Annotated in this window: 19 protein-coding genes; 5 read left to right on the top strand and 14 right to left on the bottom strand. The window is 64.6% G+C overall.

Features of this window, described 5'->3' with window-relative positions; all coding sequences use genetic code 11:
• Positions 1-14: 14 nt before the first annotated feature.
• A complete protein-coding gene (locus RFA01S_RS00350; protein ID WP_174557184.1) occupies positions 15-1,367 on the bottom strand; it encodes an 8-oxoguanine deaminase in 1,353 nt (450 codons plus the stop codon).
• Positions 1,368-1,448: 81 nt separating this feature from the next.
• Between RFA01S_RS00350 and RFA01S_RS00345 the strand changes: the two genes are divergently transcribed.
• On the top strand, positions 1,449-1,745 hold the full coding sequence (locus RFA01S_RS00345) for a putative quinol monooxygenase (protein ID WP_032407882.1): 297 nt from the start codon (positions 1,449-1,451) through the stop codon (positions 1,743-1,745).
• Here RFA01S_RS00345 and RFA01S_RS00340 read toward each other — a convergent pair.
• The 4 genes from RFA01S_RS00340 to RFA01S_RS00325 are packed head-to-tail and all read right to left on the bottom strand — an operon-like array spanning position 1,723 to position 7,817.
• A complete protein-coding gene (locus tag RFA01S_RS00340) occupies positions 1,723-3,543 on the bottom strand; it encodes a bifunctional diguanylate cyclase/phosphodiesterase (RefSeq protein WP_238325146.1) in 1,821 nt (606 codons plus the stop codon). The two genes, RFA01S_RS00345 and RFA01S_RS00340, sit on opposite strands and share 23 nt — an antisense overlap.
• 55 nt (positions 3,544-3,598) lie before the next feature.
• Complete coding sequence (locus RFA01S_RS00335; RefSeq protein WP_032407881.1) at positions 3,599-5,968, bottom strand: lysylphosphatidylglycerol synthase transmembrane domain-containing protein; 2,370 nt, start codon at positions 5,966-5,968, stop codon at positions 3,599-3,601.
• Positions 5,969-5,977: 9 nt separating this feature from the next.
• Positions 5,978-6,565, bottom strand: coding sequence for a GNAT family N-acetyltransferase (locus RFA01S_RS00330; protein WP_032367733.1), 588 nt, complete (start codon positions 6,563-6,565; stop codon positions 5,978-5,980).
• The gene (locus RFA01S_RS00325; protein ID WP_032407880.1) at positions 6,534-7,817 is read right to left on the bottom strand and encodes an MFS transporter; all 1,284 of its coding nucleotides are present in this window, start codon (positions 7,815-7,817) and stop codon (positions 6,534-6,536) included. The genes RFA01S_RS00330 and RFA01S_RS00325 overlap by 32 nt, the downstream gene beginning before the upstream one ends.
• An 87-nt stretch (positions 7,818-7,904) precedes the next feature.
• Here RFA01S_RS00325 and RFA01S_RS00320 point away from each other — a divergent pair, with 87 nt between their 5' ends.
• Positions 7,905-8,219, top strand: coding sequence for an ArsR/SmtB family transcription factor (locus tag RFA01S_RS00320; protein WP_027495157.1), 315 nt, complete (start codon positions 7,905-7,907; stop codon positions 8,217-8,219).
• 34 nt (positions 8,220-8,253) lie between these two features.
• Positions 8,254-9,423 (top strand): macrolide family glycosyltransferase, encoded by a 1,170-nt coding sequence (locus RFA01S_RS00315; RefSeq protein WP_032368005.1) that lies wholly within the window; start codon positions 8,254-8,256, stop codon positions 9,421-9,423.
• On the opposite strand, the gene RFA01S_RS00310 is transcribed toward RFA01S_RS00315, so the two are convergent.
• The 6 genes from RFA01S_RS00310 to RFA01S_RS00285 all read right to left on the bottom strand — a co-directional run bounded on the left by RFA01S_RS00310 (position 9,416) and on the right by RFA01S_RS00285 (position 13,358).
• Positions 9,416-9,874 carry a hypothetical protein gene (locus RFA01S_RS00310; RefSeq protein WP_032407879.1) on the bottom strand — a complete coding sequence of 153 codons (459 nt, stop codon included), beginning with the start codon at positions 9,872-9,874 and terminating at the stop codon, positions 9,416-9,418. The genes RFA01S_RS00315 and RFA01S_RS00310 overlap by 8 nt on opposite strands.
• Before the next feature lie 19 nt (positions 9,875-9,893).
• The gene (locus tag RFA01S_RS00305; RefSeq protein ID WP_027495160.1) at positions 9,894-10,217 is read right to left on the bottom strand and encodes an Rv0313 family protein; all 324 of its coding nucleotides are present in this window, start codon (positions 10,215-10,217) and stop codon (positions 9,894-9,896) included.
• Between the two features lie 57 nt (positions 10,218-10,274).
• A complete protein-coding gene (locus RFA01S_RS00300) occupies positions 10,275-11,018 on the bottom strand; it encodes an AIM24 family protein (RefSeq protein ID WP_032407878.1) in 744 nt (247 codons plus the stop codon).
• A gap of 9 nt (positions 11,019-11,027) precedes the next feature.
• On the bottom strand, positions 11,028-11,705 hold the full coding sequence (locus tag RFA01S_RS00295; protein WP_027495162.1) for an AIM24 family protein: 678 nt from the start codon (positions 11,703-11,705) through the stop codon (positions 11,028-11,030).
• A gap of 1 nt (position 11,706) precedes the next feature.
• A complete protein-coding gene (locus tag RFA01S_RS00290; RefSeq protein WP_027495163.1) occupies positions 11,707-12,315 on the bottom strand; it encodes an AIM24 family protein in 609 nt (202 codons plus the stop codon).
• 65 nt (positions 12,316-12,380) lie between these two features.
• Positions 12,381-13,358 carry an LLM class F420-dependent oxidoreductase gene (locus RFA01S_RS00285; RefSeq protein ID WP_032368006.1) on the bottom strand — a complete coding sequence of 326 codons (978 nt, stop codon included), beginning with the start codon at positions 13,356-13,358 and terminating at the stop codon, positions 12,381-12,383.
• Positions 13,359-13,417: 59 nt separating this feature from the next.
• Between RFA01S_RS00285 and RFA01S_RS00280 the strand changes: the two genes are divergently transcribed.
• Positions 13,418-13,795 (top strand): VOC family protein, encoded by a 378-nt coding sequence (locus RFA01S_RS00280; protein WP_032367736.1) that lies wholly within the window; start codon positions 13,418-13,420, stop codon positions 13,793-13,795.
• A gap of 10 nt (positions 13,796-13,805) precedes the next feature.
• Here the strand turns inward: RFA01S_RS00280 and RFA01S_RS00275 are convergent, their stop codons facing one another.
• Together RFA01S_RS00275 and RFA01S_RS00270 are read right to left on the bottom strand one after the other, a co-directional pair.
• Complete coding sequence (locus tag RFA01S_RS00275) at positions 13,806-14,930, bottom strand: S1C family serine protease (protein ID WP_032407877.1); 1,125 nt, start codon at positions 14,928-14,930, stop codon at positions 13,806-13,808.
• A 38-nt stretch (positions 14,931-14,968) separates the two neighbouring features.
• The gene (locus RFA01S_RS00270; RefSeq protein ID WP_032407876.1) at positions 14,969-16,513 is read right to left on the bottom strand and encodes a metallophosphoesterase; all 1,545 of its coding nucleotides are present in this window, start codon (positions 16,511-16,513) and stop codon (positions 14,969-14,971) included.
• Positions 16,514-16,582: 69 nt separating this feature from the next.
• Here RFA01S_RS00270 and RFA01S_RS00265 point away from each other — a divergent pair, with 69 nt between their 5' ends.
• Entirely contained in the window at positions 16,583-17,416 is an 834-nt protein-coding gene (locus tag RFA01S_RS00265; RefSeq protein WP_032367739.1) for a DUF72 domain-containing protein, read from the top strand.
• A gap of 48 nt (positions 17,417-17,464) precedes the next feature.
• Here the strand turns inward: RFA01S_RS00265 and RFA01S_RS00260 are convergent, their stop codons facing one another.
• Entirely contained in the window at positions 17,465-18,265 is an 801-nt protein-coding gene (locus RFA01S_RS00260; RefSeq protein ID WP_027495169.1) for an IclR family transcriptional regulator, read from the bottom strand.
• Between the last annotated feature and the right edge of the window lie 60 nt (positions 18,266-18,325).

The following is an 18,325-nucleotide window of genomic DNA, read 5'->3' as shown; positions in this document are numbered from 1 at the left end:
GTTCCAAGACCCGCTCACAGCACGTCCTGCGCGAGTGTCATCAGGCGACGGTGCGCATCGGCTCCGGCGCGGCCTATTTCGTCCTGCGGTGCGCTGATCAGGACGTCGTTCTCGACGATCGTTCGACCGCCCACCATCAAGCGAGCAAGCGGTGGCGTCTGCCCGTAGGCGAACGCGACCACAGGGTCGTCCACGGCCGAGTAGAAACCATCGGTGCGCCAGATGGCGATGTCGGCCAGCTTGCCGACCTCGAGCGAACCGATCTTGCTCTGCCGTCCCAGTACCTTTGCACCGCCCAGGGTTCCGAACTCGAGTGCCTGACGCGCGGTCAGTGCTGTCGGACCGTACTTGGCTCGCTGCATGTACATCGCCTGGCGGACCTCGCCGGCAAGCGGCACCATCTCGGCCGAAGCGGAACCGTCCACACCGAGGCCGACGGGTGCGCCGGCCGCGAGCAGGTCCGAGATTCGCGCGATGCCTGCGCCCAGACGTGCATTGGAACTCGGGCAGTGCGCAATGCCGGTGCCGGTGGCCGCCATCTTCGCGATGTCGGAGTCGTGCAGGTGTACCGCATGGGCGAACCACACGTCGTCGCCGAGCCAGCCGACCTGCTCCATGTATTCGACCGGGGTGCAGTTCATCTGAGCGATGCAATGCTCCTCCTCGTCCAGAGTCTCGGCCAGATGGGTGTGCAGCCGAACACCTTTTGCGCGGGCGAGTTGTGCGGACTCGACGAGCAGTTGCTTGCTGATCGAGAACGGGGAGCACGGCGCGACGGCGATGCGGAGCATAGAGCCGAAGGAGGCGTCGTGATAGGTGTCGATGGCCTCGGCGGTAGCGGTGAGGATGTCGTCGAGCGTTTCGACCACCTCGTCGGGCGGCAGACCGCCGTCGGAGACACCCCGGTCCATCGAGCCGCGGCACGGCTGAAATCGGACGCCGATGCGCTGAGCCGCGTCGATCTCGGCGGCGAACAGGTCGCCCCGGCCCTTGGGGAAGATGTAGTGATGATCGGTGCTCGTCGTGCATCCCGATTTCGCCAGCCAACCGAGGCCGGCAGCAGCTGCGCCACCGACGACCTCGGCATCCATCTTCGACCATGGCTTGTACAGCGCCACAAGCCATTCGAAGAGCGTGTTGTCCTTGGCGAGACCTTGAGAGGCCCACTGATAGAGGTGGTGATGGGTGTTCACCAGTCCAGGCGTGACGAGGCAGCCGGACGCGTCGATGTTCTCTGCCCCGGCGAGGACCGGTGCCGAGCCGGATCCCACGGCGGTGATCTTCGTTCCTTCGATCACGAGATAGCCGGAGGGAATCTCGTCGCCGACAATGGGGGCGATATACGCATTGGAGATCACGGTGGTCATGTGTCGTCGGCCTTTCGAGTTGCTGCGACATCGTAAGCCCGCCGGAGCGTCGGCGCAGCGGAGCGGGTCTAGGGTGACGGTATGGCTCTCATTGCACAGTTGGATCTGACGTTCAAGCCCGAATCCCTCGCCGAAGCACGGGCGCTGCTGCGGACCGTTCTCGCGGACACCCGCGCGTTCGAGGGGTGCCTCGGCGTCGAGGTGTGGGTCGACGAAGAGAACGAAGCGCACGTCGTCGCGCACGAGACGTGGGAGTCGGCGGAGGCCGACGCGAAGTACCGCGAGTTCCGCGCAGGACCGGGCAAAATCGTCGAATTGCCGCCGCTGCTCGCCGTAGCACCGTCGTTGACGAAATTCACCGTCGATTCCTCGGTGTAGCGGATTCGTCGATCCGGCCACCGGCCACGGTGGCCGGTTGTGGTCGACCGGTGAGGAACCCCTGCACCATGTCGGCACCGAGATCGGCCGCCACCCGCAATTCCGCGTCGGTCTCGACACCCTCCATGATGACGCCGGCACCGATCTGTCGGGCGAAGTCGATGATCGCCGTGGCCGCGGCGCGACGGAACGAGTCCCGATCGATTCCGTGCACGAGTGCGTAATCGATTTTGAGGGTGTCGGGCCTGAGCTCGACGATGTGGCGCATACCGGCGAATCCGGCTCCGACGTCGTCGATGGAGATTTGGACCCCCGCGTCGCGCAGACCCTCGATGGCGCGGGTCACCGCACGGTAGTCGTCGACGCGTTCGTGCTCGGTGATCTCGAGGTGGAAGGTTCGGGTTGCCAGATGCGGACGCAACCGGTCGAGTAGGTCGGTGGTGCGGATGGTGTCGGCCGACGCATTGAGCGACACGAACGGCCCCGGTGGCAGCAGGTGAACATCCGCTAGTGCCCGTTCCAGTGCGGCGCGTTCGAGCCGTGGACCGACGCCGGCCTCGGCTGCGTCGCGGTACCACGACAGGGGCGATCCGTGGCCGAACGGGAACCGCGACAGTGCCTCGTAGCCGACGGTCGAACCGGTGACCGTGTCGCAGATGGGCTGAAAAAAGATGTCGGGACCGCCGGATGCGATGAGCGCATCGATTCTCTGCCTGGCCTGTTCGCGGGCGTCCGCTGCGGACAGTCCCGTCTCCGGAAACTTTCCCGAGGTCCGTGCTTTGAAGCGATACATCTCGATGTCGGCGAGAGCGATCAACCGTCGGACCAGTACGTGTAGGTCGGTGTCGGCGGGTGGCGTCTCCACGGCCGAGCCCACACTGGTGGTGAACGGCGGGCCGTCGAACGATTCCTCCAGCGATGCGCGAATCCTGTTGTCCGATTCGGCGATCGACTCTCTGGTTCCGACGCTGACGACCACGAACTCGTCGCCGCCGAGTCGTGCGACCGCGGACTTGTCTCCCACCGCACAGGACAGGCGACGGGCGACTTCGACGAGCACTGCGTCACCGGAGGGATGGCCGAACCTGTCGTTGATGTGCTTGAACCGATCGATGTCGAGGACGGTCACTCCGACCGCTTGCTGTGCGCGATCCTCTGCCGGGGACAGGCGCAACGAGTCGACGGTATCGAGTAGCCCACGTCGGTTCCACAGGCCGGTCAACGGATCTCGCAATGCCCTCGCCGCGCTCGTTCGCAGCTGACCGATGTACGACTTGATCATGAAGGGTGCGGCGTAGAGGGACCCGATGGTGACCATCCGAGAAGTGGTGGACCATGGATCGGCGCCCTCCGAGACAGCCAGAGCGGCGAGGCCAGCGAGGGTGAGTGCGCCGATTGCCAAGTGAATCAACATGACACGGTGCGAGCTCGCGACGACGATGAACGCTGCGACGATCGAGAACATCGCGCAGCCGGGCATCGCGTCGAAGTGGGTTTGGAAGGCGAACAGAACGGTCACGATGCCGACGTCGGCGTAGAGGATGTAGACGATCGCCATCCTCGGGGACGCCCACGGCCGGAGGTACCAGGCAATCGCCACCGGCACCGTGGTGACGGACGCCAGGAGCACGGCGATCGACATGGGGTCGGAGAACTGACCGGCGGGGACCATCAGGGCCCCGGCGAGGCCGAATGTGAGCGTCATTCCGCTGATGAACAGCCGCACCCATCGTTCCTCCGCGGTGGGTGCGAAGTCTCCCGGTTCGGAAATGGTGACGCCCTCCGTAGAACCAGCCACTAACCTGCGTGAACGCTAGCACCCACAACTGGTGCCGTAGTGGGGATGCAGTCGTTCAGACCATGTCGTGCTTGGTGAGCCAGCGCAACGTCGGCCAGCCGAGAAACACCGGTAACCAGCAGGTCAGTACGCGGTAGAGCAGCACGGACGGGACTGCGATGGAGGCGGGGAGACCGAACGCGGCAAGCCCACCGATGAGGGCTGCTTCCACGGCCCCCACACCGCCCGGCGTCGGGGCGGCCGAGGCCAGTGTGCCACCGATCATCGTCACCACTGTCACCGTCACGAACGTCGTTCCGCCGCCGAACGCCTCGACACTCGCCCACAGGGCGAGCGCAGCACCCAAAGTGGTTGCGGCGCAACCCAAGATGATGATCGAGAACCGTTTCGGGTCGCGGGCGAGTTCGCCGAGCTCGGTGAGCACTTCGGCAACCTGGGGCCGGACGGCCACTTTCAACCACAGTCGCAGCTTGGGCACGAACATGAAGGTCCCGACGACTCCGAATGCGACGCCGGCGATGAGGTACAGCACGGTGTTGCCCGGCACCATGTTGGACAGCCCCGACGACGTTCCGGCGACGACGCTGAAGAAGATCAACAGGCTGACATGGGTGATCACCTGAACCGACTGTTGCAGTGCCACAGCGGCCGTCGCGCGGACGGTACCCAATCCACCCTTTTGCAGAAAGCGAACGCTCAGGGCCAGGCCACCGACGCCCGCAGGTGTCGTGGTCGCGGCAAAAGTATTCGCTACCTGCATGATCGTCAGATTCCTGAAGCTGACCTTGCCGAATGCGCAGGCCCACAATGCGGCACCCGCACCGATGTAGGTCAGTGCGGAGACGGCCAGACCGAGCAGTGCCCACCACCAGTCGACCGAACCCAATTCGACGACGAACGCGGGAACTGCACTGATGAACGGGTATGCGACGTAGACCAATCCGATCAGCAACACGAGCGAGATGATCTGGTTGCGACTGAATCGAGTGACCTGCTCGGCCTCGATCCTCGCGGCACCGGTCTGTTCGAGCACTTCGAGCCGGACGGACTTCATCGTCTTTCCTGCATCGGCAACCGACTGACGCACCCGAAGAGGGATGGCGGACTTGGTCAATCGACCGGACGCCGCGATCACGACGTCGATTCCCAGTACCTCGACGGCCGTGGCCACGGCGCGATGGGAGCCGAAAAGGTCTGCGGTGGTGAGTAACAGCTGTGCGACGTCGGATTGCATCTGGGCGTCCGACGCGCCGAGTTCTGCGTGCCCGAACCCGCAGAACAGTGCCGCGCCGTCGTGGAGCCGCAGTTCACCCCGATGCAGGTCACCGTGCGAGATCTGATTCTCGTGCAACGTGTTCAGAGCCGACCAGAGAGCTCGGAGCGCGGCATCGTCGAGCTCGGCCTCGATGGGGTCGCCGATGGGCTGGCTGTGCGCGTACAACGTCCAGCCGCGGTCGAGTGCTGCTACCGCCAACGGGTGGCTGCCTGCGGCATTCATACTCTTGATGGCCAGGCCCATCAACGCGCGATGCTCGACGGCGCGGCGCATGGACGCATGCAACGGCGCTGTCTCGCTGCCGCGGCGGGTGATCCATCGCCAGAACTGGCGTAGCGCACCGCCACTGCGCTGGTTCTGCCCGTAGAGCTCGACCACCACATCGGCGTCCGGGGTGTGTGCGTTCAACACCAACGGGCCCGGGCCTGCGGGGCGCACGACGGTGAAGCTGCGGACGTCGACGCCCCGGCTGCGGAACAGGCGCACGGCCGCGTCGAGTGGAACCTCCAGTGCCGGGGTGCCGACCAGCAGCACGATGATCGCACCGACGAGCCAACCGACGGCCAGCCCGAGCAGCGAACGGGCCGGGACCACCGTGGACACCACCAGGTGTATCGGTACGAAGGCGAGCAGCAGTGCCCACCATGCTCGACGCCACCGCGCGGGCAGGCCCGGTCCCGACACCGTGAGTGCCGCGGCGAGCATGGCGATCCAGCGCGAATCGTCGAGGAATTGCGACAGGAACGTGTCGAGTCGCTCGGGCACGTCCAGGTCCCACGTCGGAGTCGAGATTCCGGTACCGGTGATGGACAGAGCCAGCGCAGCGATCAGAGCTGCGGCCGCGTACCCGGCCAACAGTTTCCATTTACGTCCGGCGATCAGCCCGATCAACACTCCGAACGGGAGGGCGAGGATCGCGACGCCGTACACGATGTAGACGGCGTTGGACTGATCGGGGCTGAGCACGCCGACGATGTTGGACACCGATTGTTCGAGTGCGTCCCACTGATTTCGGGTGATGAGCGAGCCGGCGATGACCAAGCTCAAGAACACCGAGGCGGCAACGACCCGAATGATGTCACTGGTTCTTCTCACCAGCGGCTGCAGCAGGTTTCCCGCTACGGGAACGTCCCGCCCATCCACGCGCATGGGCTCAACTTACCGTGCGGTACGTCGACGGAGTTCGTTGCGCACGGCGGGCCATTCGGATTCGATGATCGAGAACACGACGGTGTCGCGCAGTGAACCGTCGGCCATGCGTTGGTGATTGCGCAGAATGCCGTCCTGCTTGGCTCCGAGTTTCGCGATGGCCGTCCGCGATTGGAGGTTCATCCAGTGGGTGCGGAATTCCACCGCGATACAACCGAGTTCCTCGAAAGCGTGCGTCAGCAACAGCAGTTTGCTCGACGCGTTGGTACCGGTTCCGTGGGCGGAGCGCGCATTCCAGGTGTATCCGATTTCGACGCGGCGGTTGTTCGCGTCGACGTTGCAGAAGGTCGTCGCGCCGAGAATCTGCCCGGTATCGTTGCGCCGCAAAGTGAATGGAAGCATGGTTCCCGCGTCGAGCAGTCCCAGCCGGCGATCTATCTCTGCGGCCATGTCTTCCGGTTTCGGAACGCTCGTGTACCAGAGGTTCCAGAGCTCGCCGTCGCGGGCGGCATCGCACAGCCCCTCGAGGTGGTCGCGGCTCAGCGGCTCGAGGGTCACGAGGTCGTCAGTGAGGGTCACCGGTTGCAGAAAGGACATTGGCCGACGATACGTCCCGGCGTGGCGTTCGCAACAGCGAGAAGATCACCGCCGCGGTCACGACGAGAGCTACGACGACGATCGACACGACCTCGGTGTAGGCGTGCGCGTAGGCGTCGGCAAACCCAGGGCGTCCGGCTGCCGCGGCATCGGCGTCGGCTCGGTCGGGTAGCTCGCCGCGGACCAGGACGGTCACCAACCAGGCATATCCGGCCACCATCAGGGCCTCGCTGCCGATGCGAAACAGGTTCAGCACGCCCGCCGCGGTACCGCTGCTGTGCGGCGGCACTGCAGCCAGTGCCTCGCCGTCCACCAAGCCGATCGGGAGTCCGAATCCGAGCCCCAATGCGATCATCGGGACCACGACGGCACCGAGCGGGACACCTGGTTGCAGCGCCAGCATGCCCAGATTGCCGAGTACGAGGCAGCCGAGGCTGACCAGCACGACGCGAGTGGGGGTGACGGCGTCGAACATGCGGCTCAGGCGGGCAACGGTCAGCGGAGCGAGCAGAACGGGGATGGTCATGGCCAGCATGAACACTCCGGCGAGCCCCGGCGTCAGCGACGCGACAGCGCTCAGCGCAGCGGGCAGATACGTGAGCAGCGTGACGAATCCGATGGCCCCGGCCACCGGAACGAGGCACAGGGCCAGGAATCTCCGGTTGCGCAATAGCGAGAAATCAAGCAGGCGGTGCGCCGTCGATTCGGTTCGCAGAGTCGGCAGAGCGACAGTTCCGATGGCCGCCGCAGCCAGGACGACCGCCTGGGCGGCGAACACGCCCCGCCACTCGAACGCCGCGACGAGCAGCCCGGAGATGGTGGGCCCGAGTGCCAGACCGAGACCGTTCACGGTGCCGAACAGTGCGAACGCGGTTGCTCTGGCCGTGCCGTGGAAGTGAAGCGAGAGAATGGAAGTGGAGCCCACCAGAACCGCTGCGGCTCCGATGCCCGCGAACACCCGCGCGACATCGAGTAGGTACAACGACGGCGCGACGGCGCTGACCGCACTCGCGACGGCCGTCAGCACCACCCCGATGCGGAACGACGTGCGGTGACCGATTCGATCCGACACCGCGCCCCAGACGACGGTGAACAGCGCGAACGCGATGTTGAAGCCGTTGACGACCCACTGCAGAGGCGTCGGATCGGTGCCGAGGTCGCCGGCGATGACCGGGAGGGCGAGTGCAGTACCCGAGATGGACATCGGTACGACGAATTGAGCCGCGAGTACGACCGGTAGCACTGCCTTCATGTGTCCCCCTGAACCGTAGGTACGATGGTTGTCGTACTAGACCAGGATTCAAGGTACGGCGCAAGTCATACCTTGTAGGAGGAGCGCATGGCGGACAAGGACGGGCATCCCGAGCCCGAGGAAATGCAACTGGGTGCGGTGATGTCCGCGTTGGCCGATCCGTTGCGTCGCCAGGTGGTCACCGAACTCGTCGGCGACGACGACGGAGCCGAGCGGACGTGTATGTCGTTCGAGCTCGGTGTCACCAAATCGACTCTGACGCACCATTTTCGAGTGCTACGCGAGGCAGGCCTCGTGTTCCAGGTCGATCGCGGAAACAGTCGCAAAGTGACGCTGCGCCGCCACGAGCTCGAGGAGCGATTCCCCGGTCTGCTCGATCTGATCGCCAACGAAAACCGGTAGCCCCGCACCCTCTCCGCGTCCTACGGTGGGCGGCATGCACTTCGCGATGATCGGCACGACGGCACCGAGTCACATCTACCCCTCGCTGGCCGTCGTCGCCGAATTGGTCCGCCGCGGGCATCGCGTCACCTACGCCGTCGGCGAGTCGTTGCGGCACTTGGTGGAACCGGCCGGCGTCGAGGTGGTGGCGTTCCCCTCGATACTTCCCGACGGTGAGGGCTCTTGGCCGGACGACCCGGCCTCGGCGATGCAGGTGTTCCTCGACGAAGCGATTGCGTCCTTTCCCGTGCTCACCGCGTTCTACGACGACGATCAGCCGGATGTGATCCTCTACGACATCGGCGGCCTGACCGCCCCGATCCTCGGCGTCCGGTACGGGGTGACGGCCGTGCAGCTCTCCCCTACGTATGTCGCCTGGGACGGCTACGTCGAGGATCTCGGTGACGGGATGACCTCTATCCGCGAGTCGACAACCGGCGTTGCGTATCGCGAAACCTATGCGACCTGGTTGCGAGAGAACGACATCGATGCCGACCCGTGGGACTGGATCACGTACCCGGAGCACTGCCTGTCGTTGATCCCGAAAGTGATGCAGCCGAACGCCGATCGAGTCCCCAGCTCGGTGCAGTTCGTCGGCCCGTGTCTCGATCCGGTGCGACTGCACGACCGATCGTGGTCCGCGCCCGAGGGGCCCGTTCTCTACGTATCGTTCGGCACCGGGTACAACGAACGCCCCGACTTCTACCGGCTGTGCATCGAGACGTTCGCGAACACGGACTGGCACGTGGTGATCTCCATCGGCCGACGCGTCGACCCCGCCGTACTTGGGGAACTACCCGCGAATGTCGAAGTCCACGAACACGTTCCGCAGCTCGCGGTGCTCGACGCCGCCACCGTGTTCGTCACCCACGCCGGAATGGGTGGGTGCACCGAAGCCCTGTGGTTCGGCGTACCGACAGTTGCCCTACCGCAGGCAGTCGACCAATTCGGCAACGCGGCGATGCTCGCCGAACTCGGCGCAGGAGTGCACATCGACTTCGACGGGATGACGGCGACAGGACTACGCGACGCCGTCGAACAAGCCCGGGGACTCGCGCCGCGCGCACGTGAGATCAGCGCAGAGGTGCGCGCGCACGGCGGCGTCGACCAGGCCGCGAATGCGATCGAGGCATTCGGTGTCGATGCCGGCGGCGCGGCTACGTAGCCAGCGTCGCCAACTCCTCGAACGTCTCGGCGTACGTGTCTCGGACCTGATCCCAGGAAGCCGTCATGTCCACACTCTCCGGACCGGCGATCGGCAGCGCATAGCCGTACTGCGAGCGCGGCACCGGGCTACCGGGCAGAACGAGTACCTGCGTGAACGCTGCAGAGTCAGGATTGAACGTCAGAGTGTGCGAGGCGACGTTGCGGCCCCAATCGTCCGACGGCCACGACAGGAAGATCACGTGCCGAGGACTCTCGGCGGGGTCGGTGTACGAGACGTAGCTTCCGTAATGGTCTTCTCCCGGAGACATGATCTTGTACGCGCCGTTGTCGGTGTAGATCAACAACGCCTCGGCGAACGGCTTCTGATCGAACAGTGCGGTGTACCTCAGCGCCTGAACGAACACGGGTCGGCCCAACGGAATCGAGATTGCATCCTGCTGTGTAGTCACGAGAATCAAAGGTACCGATTCAGTCCTCCAGAACGCTGACGCTCACGCCGTAGGGCAGGAAACGAACCCGTCGACGCGGGTCGGTGTTGTCCTTGTGTGCCCGCAGCGCATCGAGTTCGGTGGCGTAGAGCTGATCGACCTGCGCCGAGCCGGCATCGTCGACGCTGTAGATCGCCCAGACGCCATCACCCTTCTGGCCTGTGGTTTCCGGCTCCGGCGGGGCCTTGGGTGCTCCCGTGTTGGCGAACAGCGAGCCGACGACCTCGCGCAGGCCCTCGGTTGCTTCACGCGCGAACTTGTCGAAGTCGTCGGATCCGAATCCGAAGGGTCCCTGGTTGGCCATGGCGCTACCTCCTGAGTGAAACTCCAGTATGCGCGTTTTCTCCGAATGGGCGAGCAGCTACTGCTGCAGTCGGGCCCCGATGGTGTTGTGCAGAGCCCGCAGTGAGTTCTGGCCGAGCGAGACCGTCTGAGATTCGATGTGTCGCAACAGGTGGGTGTCGTTCAAAACCTTCTCGCTCGACTGGATCAGCACGGTGCCGGCGCCGGTGAAATCGAACTGACGCTCTTCCCCGCTGTTGGCCCCGAGGAATCCGCGCGCGGCGCCGAGGAAGTTCTGCATCCAGGCGGCATCGAAGTGATGCGACGGTGACGGGCAATCTGCCCATCCGACAAGCGCTTCCGGGTCGATGCGTAGTGGCGGCTCGGCGAACATGACCGTGCCGTTGGACGAGGCCAAGAACTTGCCGGTACCGAGCAGGGTCAGGAAGCCGGGCACGATGGACTGCTTGAGGTCCAGAGTCGGCTCGAAGGCCAGCAGATTCGCGGCTCGGATCGTCAGGTTGCCGTCGTCGAGGTCGTAGCTGTTGATGTTGAAGCCGCGATCCCCGAGGATCAGCTTGCCCTGCCCCTGCGCCAGCACCCAGTCGTTCGAGTACATCGGCGACGAGAACCGCGCGGCGACGATGGCGGGCATGGACGTCTGCCCGAGTGGTTCGAATCGGACGTTGCCGTAGTACGCGATCATCGCGCCTTTGGAGGTGAACCACGGCTGACCTGCGAGTTCGACGCAGAACGCGTAGTCGTTACCGGGCACGTTGTCGTTGCCCGGCAGGGTGTACGGGGTGTGAATGTCCAAACTCATTGCCGCTCCCTAGAACTTCTGCTCGGACGCCTGGACCCACACGGTGCCCATGCCCGTCATCTTCAACTGGATCGCCTCTCCGCTGCCCTTACCCACGGCGTCACGCCACCCCACGTTGGCGGAGATGTCGACGTTGATGTTGCCGATGTGGCACACGTACGCCTGCGGATCGACCACGACCATGGGGTTGTTGGGCCCGACCTGCAGCGGAGTCGCGCCGCCGTGCGACAGGACCGCGACGCTGCCCTGCCCAGTGAGTTGCGTCGTGAACAGACCCTGCCCGGTCATTGCCCCGCGCACTGCTCCGCGGACGCCGCCCTGGGAGGTGAGGGCAACGATGGAACTCTGCAGGTATCCGTCGTGCACCAGCAGGCGATCGGCTTCGACGGTGAGCATGGACGAGCCGTCGAGATGAATCACTTCGACGTACAGCCCGGCGTGGCCGTAGAAGACTTCGCCTTGCCCCTCGGCGGCCATCATCGCCACGTGCTCGCCTGCCATCATGCGGCCGGCCATGCCCGCGACACCGCTCATGCCGGGCATGGCACCCGCGCCGCCGCCCATGGAATGCGGGACGAACCGGACGTCGCCGGTGTAGTAGAGCATCGATCCGCGTCGAGCGAGCACGCTCTGATTCGGTGCCAGAACGGATTTGACGACTTTGCTGTTGACGAGTTCGAGCGGCACGTCAGCGCTCCTCGGGTTGGATGTAGACGACGCCCTGGCCGTCGAAGCGGAGGGAGAACGCCTCGCCACTGCCGCCGCCGATGGCGGAGCGCCACGTGACGTCGGTGACGAAACTCTGGTTGAGCTGTCCGCGATGGGCGACGAAGGCGTCGGGGTCGACGACGAGCGGATACTGCGGATCGACGGCGAGCGCGATGATCGGCCCACCCTTCGACAGCAGCGCCACCGTCCCGGAGCCGCTGACGACTGTGGTGAACAGTCCCTGCCCCGACGTCGCACCACGAAGGCCGGAGAACTTCACGTCCGTCTTCAATTGACCTGTGAGAGCAAGCAATTGAGACGATTCGACGTGCAGGTTGTCGCCTTGCACCTCGACCAGAGTGATGTCCTGGGCGTCGACCGCGAAGTACACGGTGCCTTTGCCGGACACGTCCATCAGCGACAACGACTCGCCGGTCACCTTTTGTTTGAGCGCGGCGCGAAAACCGCCGCCACCGCCCATGCCTGCGCTCTTGAAGGCGACATCGCCTTCGTAGGCAACCATCGAACCCGACATCGCGCGCAGAGAGTCACCGGTCAGGTCTGCGACCAAGACACGGTGCCCGTTCATCCTCAGCTGAGCCACGGGGGAACTATGCCACCGCTCGCACCCCCGCGGCTACTGCTGGAGAAAATCTAGACGAGCGGCTTCAGAGCCTTGCCCGCCAATTCGACGGCACCGGGCTGGTGTCCGTTGGTGATCAGGTTGATGATGACGCCGTCGATGCCCTGATCGAGGACGCGCTTCTGCACCTGCTCGGCGACATCGTCGGGCGTTCCGCAGAAGTGGCGATCGGTGGCCTTCGCTGCGTCCTCCTCGGACAGGTTCGTCAGATCGAGGCCCTGCTTCAGCACGAACTCGCGCTGCAACTCCTTGGCCTTGTCGCCGTCCTCGTCGATGATGACGAAGGCGAGGAAGCTCGTCTCGAGATCCTTCGGATCGCGGTCGACTTCCTCGCACCGGGCCTGAACGGCCGCCATCTTGCGGGGCAGTTCGTTTGCGTCGCAGATGATGTTGAGGTGATCGGCGAACTGTGCGGCCAGGCCGAAGGTCTTCTTCTCGCCGCCACCGCCGAGCATGATCGGCAGATCGTCGCGGATGCGGGGCTCGTTCATCGCGTTCTCGACCTGGTACCACAGGCCGTCGAACGTGGGACGCTGGCCGCGGAGCATGGGTTCGATGATCTGCAGGGCCTCGTCGAGGCGCTCGAATCGGTCGGTGAACGTACCGAATTCGAGTCCGAAGCTCTGATGCTCGAGTTCGTACCAGCCGGCACCGATACCGAGAATGGCCCGGCCGCCGCTGACGACGTCGAGCGTGGTGACGGTCTTGGCCAGGATCGCCGGGTTGCGATACGTGTTGCCGGTGACCAAGGCGGAGAGCTGGATGGTGTCGGTGGCCGTCGCGAGCGCCGACAGGGCGGAGTAGGCCTCGAGCATCGGCTCGTCGGGCTTTCCGATTCCGGGGAGTTGGTAGAAGTGATCCATCACGAACGCAGTGTCGAACCCGGCCGCTTCGGCCTCGCGCGCCTGCGCGATGACCTGGGGAAAGAGTTCCGCGACCGAACCGTCGTAGCTGAAGTTGGGCATCTGGTAACCGAGGCGAATAGTCACGGCTGCCACGCTACTCGGATATCGGCCCACAGCACGTGGGAGAGCGCGATAATTCGTCCATGACCACCATCGATCTGGCCCGAGCGCCGTTCTCCGGATTTGCCGTCGACGACCTGCCGGCAGCTCGCGCGTTCTACGCGGACACCCTCGGTCTCGAGGTGACCGAGAACGAGATGGGGATGCTCGAACTCCACCTCGGAGCGGCGACGGTACTCATCTATCCTCGTCCCGGTCACGTGCCGGCGCAGTACACCATCCTCAATTTCCCGGTGACCGACATCGAGGCCGCAGTCGATGCATTGATCGCCAAAGGGGTGGTGTTCCAACAGTATCCGGACATGGGCACCGACGAGAAGGGGATCTTCCGGCACGGCGGACCGCTCATCGCCTGGTTCACCGATCCGGCGGGCAACGTGTTGTCGGTGCTGCAGGACTGAACTCGACCGCTCAGGCAGCCGGGGTTCCTTCCGTCAAAGCCGTTGTCGCGGAACGTCGTACGCCCTGAGGATCGACCCACTCGACGACGGCGACATCACCGGGGTGACGTCCGATGAGGGCCTGGGCCAGATCCGACGACGAACCGACACCGGCACCGTCGAAGGCGACGATCACATCGTCGCCGGACAGTCCGATTGCCGAGGCCGGAGAATCGGTAGCCACCGTCACCACCTCGGCACCCATCGCCGGCTTGTTGTCGAACACGGACACATCTCGCACCGACACCCCGAAGTACGGGGTCGGGCCCACATGAACCGTCCCGCCGGACTGCCCCGCGACGACCTGATCGAGTACGGCAGCAGCCTCCGCGATCGGAACCGCATACGCCTCGGGGGCCTGCGGAGGCCTGCTCTCGGAGCCGGTGCGCGCCTCGTCCGAAAGCCCCGCTGTATTGACGCCCACCACACGACCCCAGGCATCGAACAGTGGGCCACCCGAATCACCCGCTCGCACATCGGCATCGACTCGAATCATCCGATCCAGAGTGTTCCGCGAACCGTCCACCGAACTACGGGTACGCACCTGCTGATCCAGAGCCGTCACCGCACCCGGGGCAGGCACCAGAACGCCTGCGCCAGCAGCATTCCCGACGGCAGTGACCGCATCCCCCACCTCGGGAGGTGAGTCCGGAGCGAACTCGACCACCGGCAGGTCGGCCGCGGAAATCAACTGCATGACCGCCAGATCACGAGATTTGTCGTAACCGAGCACGGTGGCGTCGTAGATCAGTCCGTTGCCCATGTGCACCGCGCTGATCTCGGTCGCGTTTTCGACGACGTGGAAGTTGGTGAGCACCAGGCCGTCCGGGGCGACGACGAAGCCGGTACCTGCGACGCCGGAGTAGCCGGCGGTGGCGGAGATCGTGACGACGGTGGGGTTCACTCGCGCCGAGAGGTCCTCGAGAGTGAGCGGGGGCGGCTCGACGACGGGGATGGACGTGACCTCGGGGGCCTGCAGCTGGACGTCGGTGCCTACAATTCCGGGACTCAGCACTCCGGGACTCAGCGGCGTGGCGAGGAACCAGACACCGGCGGCGACCAGCGTCAGTACCCACGCTCGCCCACCCGACTGCATGAAAATCGATTATGGTCCGATGCCGAGCACCGTGCCAGTCAGTCTGCGATCACGGCTCGGGGAACGTCGGCGCGCAGTGTGAAGTCGGTGACGAATTCGCCGTCCTCGGGGCCGTATCGATTCTTGATGTCGTAGCTCTCGACGTCGAACGCGTCGAGTGACGGCGAATGGGTGGTGACGGCCATCGAGCCACCGTCGACGTCGAACTGGAGCAGGCGTTGGAAGCCGGTGCTGCGTTCGCCGTCGACCTCGAAGTACTGATAGTCGGCCAGCAGCTGCACGACGGAGCGGTCGGTCTCTCCCACGTGCTCGTCCACGACCGCGACCTGGCCGTCGACGTGCCCGGACAGGACGAGGAAGACGGTCTCGTGTGGAACGACCAGTCGATTCCAGATCTGCTGGCCGGAGCTCGACCCGATGTCGCCGAACCCCATCAGTTTCTTCTCGCCGAGTTCGTCGAGGTAGTAGTGCGTGCCGATGACGACATTGCGGTCGGGGTTCTCGTCGAGAACTCGTTCGGCCCACTGCATGACCTTTTCCGGCGGGTTGTAGCCGATGTACAGCATCAAGAATTTGGCACCCGCGATGTCGACAAGGTCGTAGTGCGCCGAATTGTCCTCGTCGGTGAACGAACCGCCCCAATAGGGTTGATCCCGATAACGCTGAGGGCCGAAGTACTCGTTGTAGAGCGCGTGGTTCTTCTCGTGCTCCCCAGGGACCAATTTGCCCGCGACGTTCCAGATGTTGTCGTGGTTACCGGGCAGAACGCCGTGGGCGATGCCGGCATCCTCGAGGATCTGCATCGATTCGCTGGCGGCCTCGAACTCCTTGCGCGCCTGAGTATCCGGCCGCCCCGGGCTGATCCAGCTCTGAATCAGGTCGCCGGTGTGCATGCTGTAGTCGATCTTCAGCTCGTCGGCGTTGTCGGCGGTCCACTGCGTCATCTCCGAATACACACCGGGATCGTCGCGGGCTATGTACTGCGTGTCCGTGATGTGCTGGAGCGCGAAATCGTACGTGCTCGGATCGGCGAAGCTGCTGTCGGGGCGCGCGTTGGTTTCGGCGAAAGAACGATCTGCACGCGGGTTGTCGATGACCAGTACTTCAACAGTGCCTCTGTCGGTGGAGATCTCGGCACTCAATTCCACCTGACCGCCGGGCGCAACCGGGTCCGCCGTGGCAATGGCCGGGCCCCACGTGTTGCCCGACTGGTCCCATACATGCAACGCCAGATCGTTGGTGTTCACCGATCTGCCGGACCACGTCAGCGTCGCCGTGTCCGTACCCGGCGCGAACGTCGCGGTGTAGCGGAGGTAGGGGTATTCGTCCCACCCCGAGGTACGCATCTCCGTCGTCGACGACTCGACACCGACCTCGTGAGTCGGCGGATTCGGCGCGTCTGCGACACCCGCGACCATGGACGTGGTGATCGCCGCGGGCACCGTCGTCAAACCGATCCCCGGTACCGCAGCCGCCTGACGAGGCGTCGGCTGGTCGCGGCGCTCGGCAGCCGCATCGGCACCGGTGAGGGCGAGCAGCACACAGGTCAGCGCCAGGGAGCCGAATGCCGATGGGCGCTTCATGCCATCGAGGTTACCGATGCCAGCGCCAGAGCCGCGGAAACCGCAGGGCTGCCCGGCTACAGTCGGCTCATGTCCGCGCAGCATCGCCCTCGGGTTCTGATCGGTATCTCCGGCTGGACGTACGCGCCGTGGCGAGGGGATTTCTATCCGAGCGGTCTCGCGCATCGCAAGGAGCTCGGGTACGCGTCCGAGCACCTGACGTCGATCGAGATCAACGGCACGTTCTATGCGATGCAGAAGCCGTCGAGCTTCACCAAGTGGCATGACGAAACTCCGGATGACTTCGTGTTCTCCATCAAGGGTGGGCGGTACGTCACGCACATCAAGCGGCTCGTCGGCGTCGAGTCGGCATTGGCGAACTTCTTCGCCACCGGGGTCCTCACCCTCGGTGACAAGCTGGGGCCATTCTTGTGGCAGCTCCCGCCCAATCTCGAGTTCGACGCGCAGAAGATGACGGACTTCTGCGCCCTGTTGCCCAGAACTGTTTCTGCTGCAGTGACTCTGGCGGAGTCGCGGGACGACAAACTGGCCGAGGATCGAGTGCTGTTGCCGGCTGCGTCGTCTCGGCCACTGCGGCACTGTATCGAAGCCAGGCATGCAAGCTTCGCCTCCGACGAGGCAGTGGAACTGTTGCGCGAGAACGATATTGCGATCGTGGTTGCCGACACCGCCGGAAAGTACCCGTACATCGACACCCCCACAGCGGATTTCATGTATGCCCGACTGCACGGAGACGAAGAGTTGTACGCCAGCGGCTACACCGACGACGCTCTCGATCGATGGGCCACCAAGATCTCCGAGTGGACGTCGGCGGGCCGGGACGTCTTCGTGTACTTCGACAACGACATCAAGGGCTACGCACCCTTCGATGCCATGAAACTCATCGAGCGCGTCGGTAGCTGAGTATTCGTCTCTCTAGGATCGAAGCTAGAGGAGCGAATACTCGTGTAGCTACTGACTCGATGCAGGTAGAGCCTCTGCGACACGTGAAAGGCTGCGCGCCGCCGCGAGAATTGTCTCCACCTTGTCCGCCAAGGCGTCGCCCTCGAACGTCTCCACGCGGCCACCGACGCTGATCGACGCGACGACCACCCCGTCGCGTCCGAGAATCGGTGCGCCGACTGCCGCTACGCCGGCCAGGTAGTCGGAGTTGCTCAGCGCGTATCCCTGCGTTCGGATCCGGTCGAGATGATCCATCAACTGGTCGGGTGACGTCAGCGTTCGGCTCGTGTATGCAGCAAGCTCTCCGCCGAGCCAGCGGTCGCGAATGCGAGCGGAGAACGCGAGCATCGCCATCGGCCCGGCCGTCGCGTGATACGGAAGAACGGATCCAATCGAAATGCCGGCTACCACAAGGGGATTGCTGCCCTCGTGGCGGTCGATGCACACCGCGCCCTCGTCAGCGGGAACCATCAGATAGGCGGTGTCGCCGAACTTTTGGGCGATGTCCGACAGATACGGCTGGGCGGCACCGCGGATGTCGAGCTGTGTCAACGCGGACGATCCGATCTCGAACACCGGCATGGCGATCCGGTACGAACCCTCCGCTGTTCTGTCCACCCAGCCGGCATGGATCAACGTCGTCATCAGACGATGCACGGTCGTCTTGTTCATTCGACTCGCCGTCGTCAGGTCGTTGAGCGTCCACACAGGATGCGTCGTGTCGAAATGGTCGAGCAGAGCGCATGCCTTCACGACGGCACCGACGATGTCGCGGCCGGCCTGGGCGTCGGACTCGGTGGGAACTGCCACGAGTTGTTCCTTCCGGTCGGGTGGAGCGTCGTCGCCATCCTACGAACCGACGCGCGATGC

Source organism: Rhodococcoides fascians NBRC 12155 = LMG 3623, assembly GCF_001894785.1.
In the GTDB taxonomy this organism is placed as follows: Bacteria; Actinomycetota; Actinomycetes; order Mycobacteriales; family Mycobacteriaceae; genus Rhodococcoides; species Rhodococcoides fascians.
Note: the sequence above shows the minus strand (reverse complement) of the source record. Positions and strands in the feature narration are given on the sequence as shown.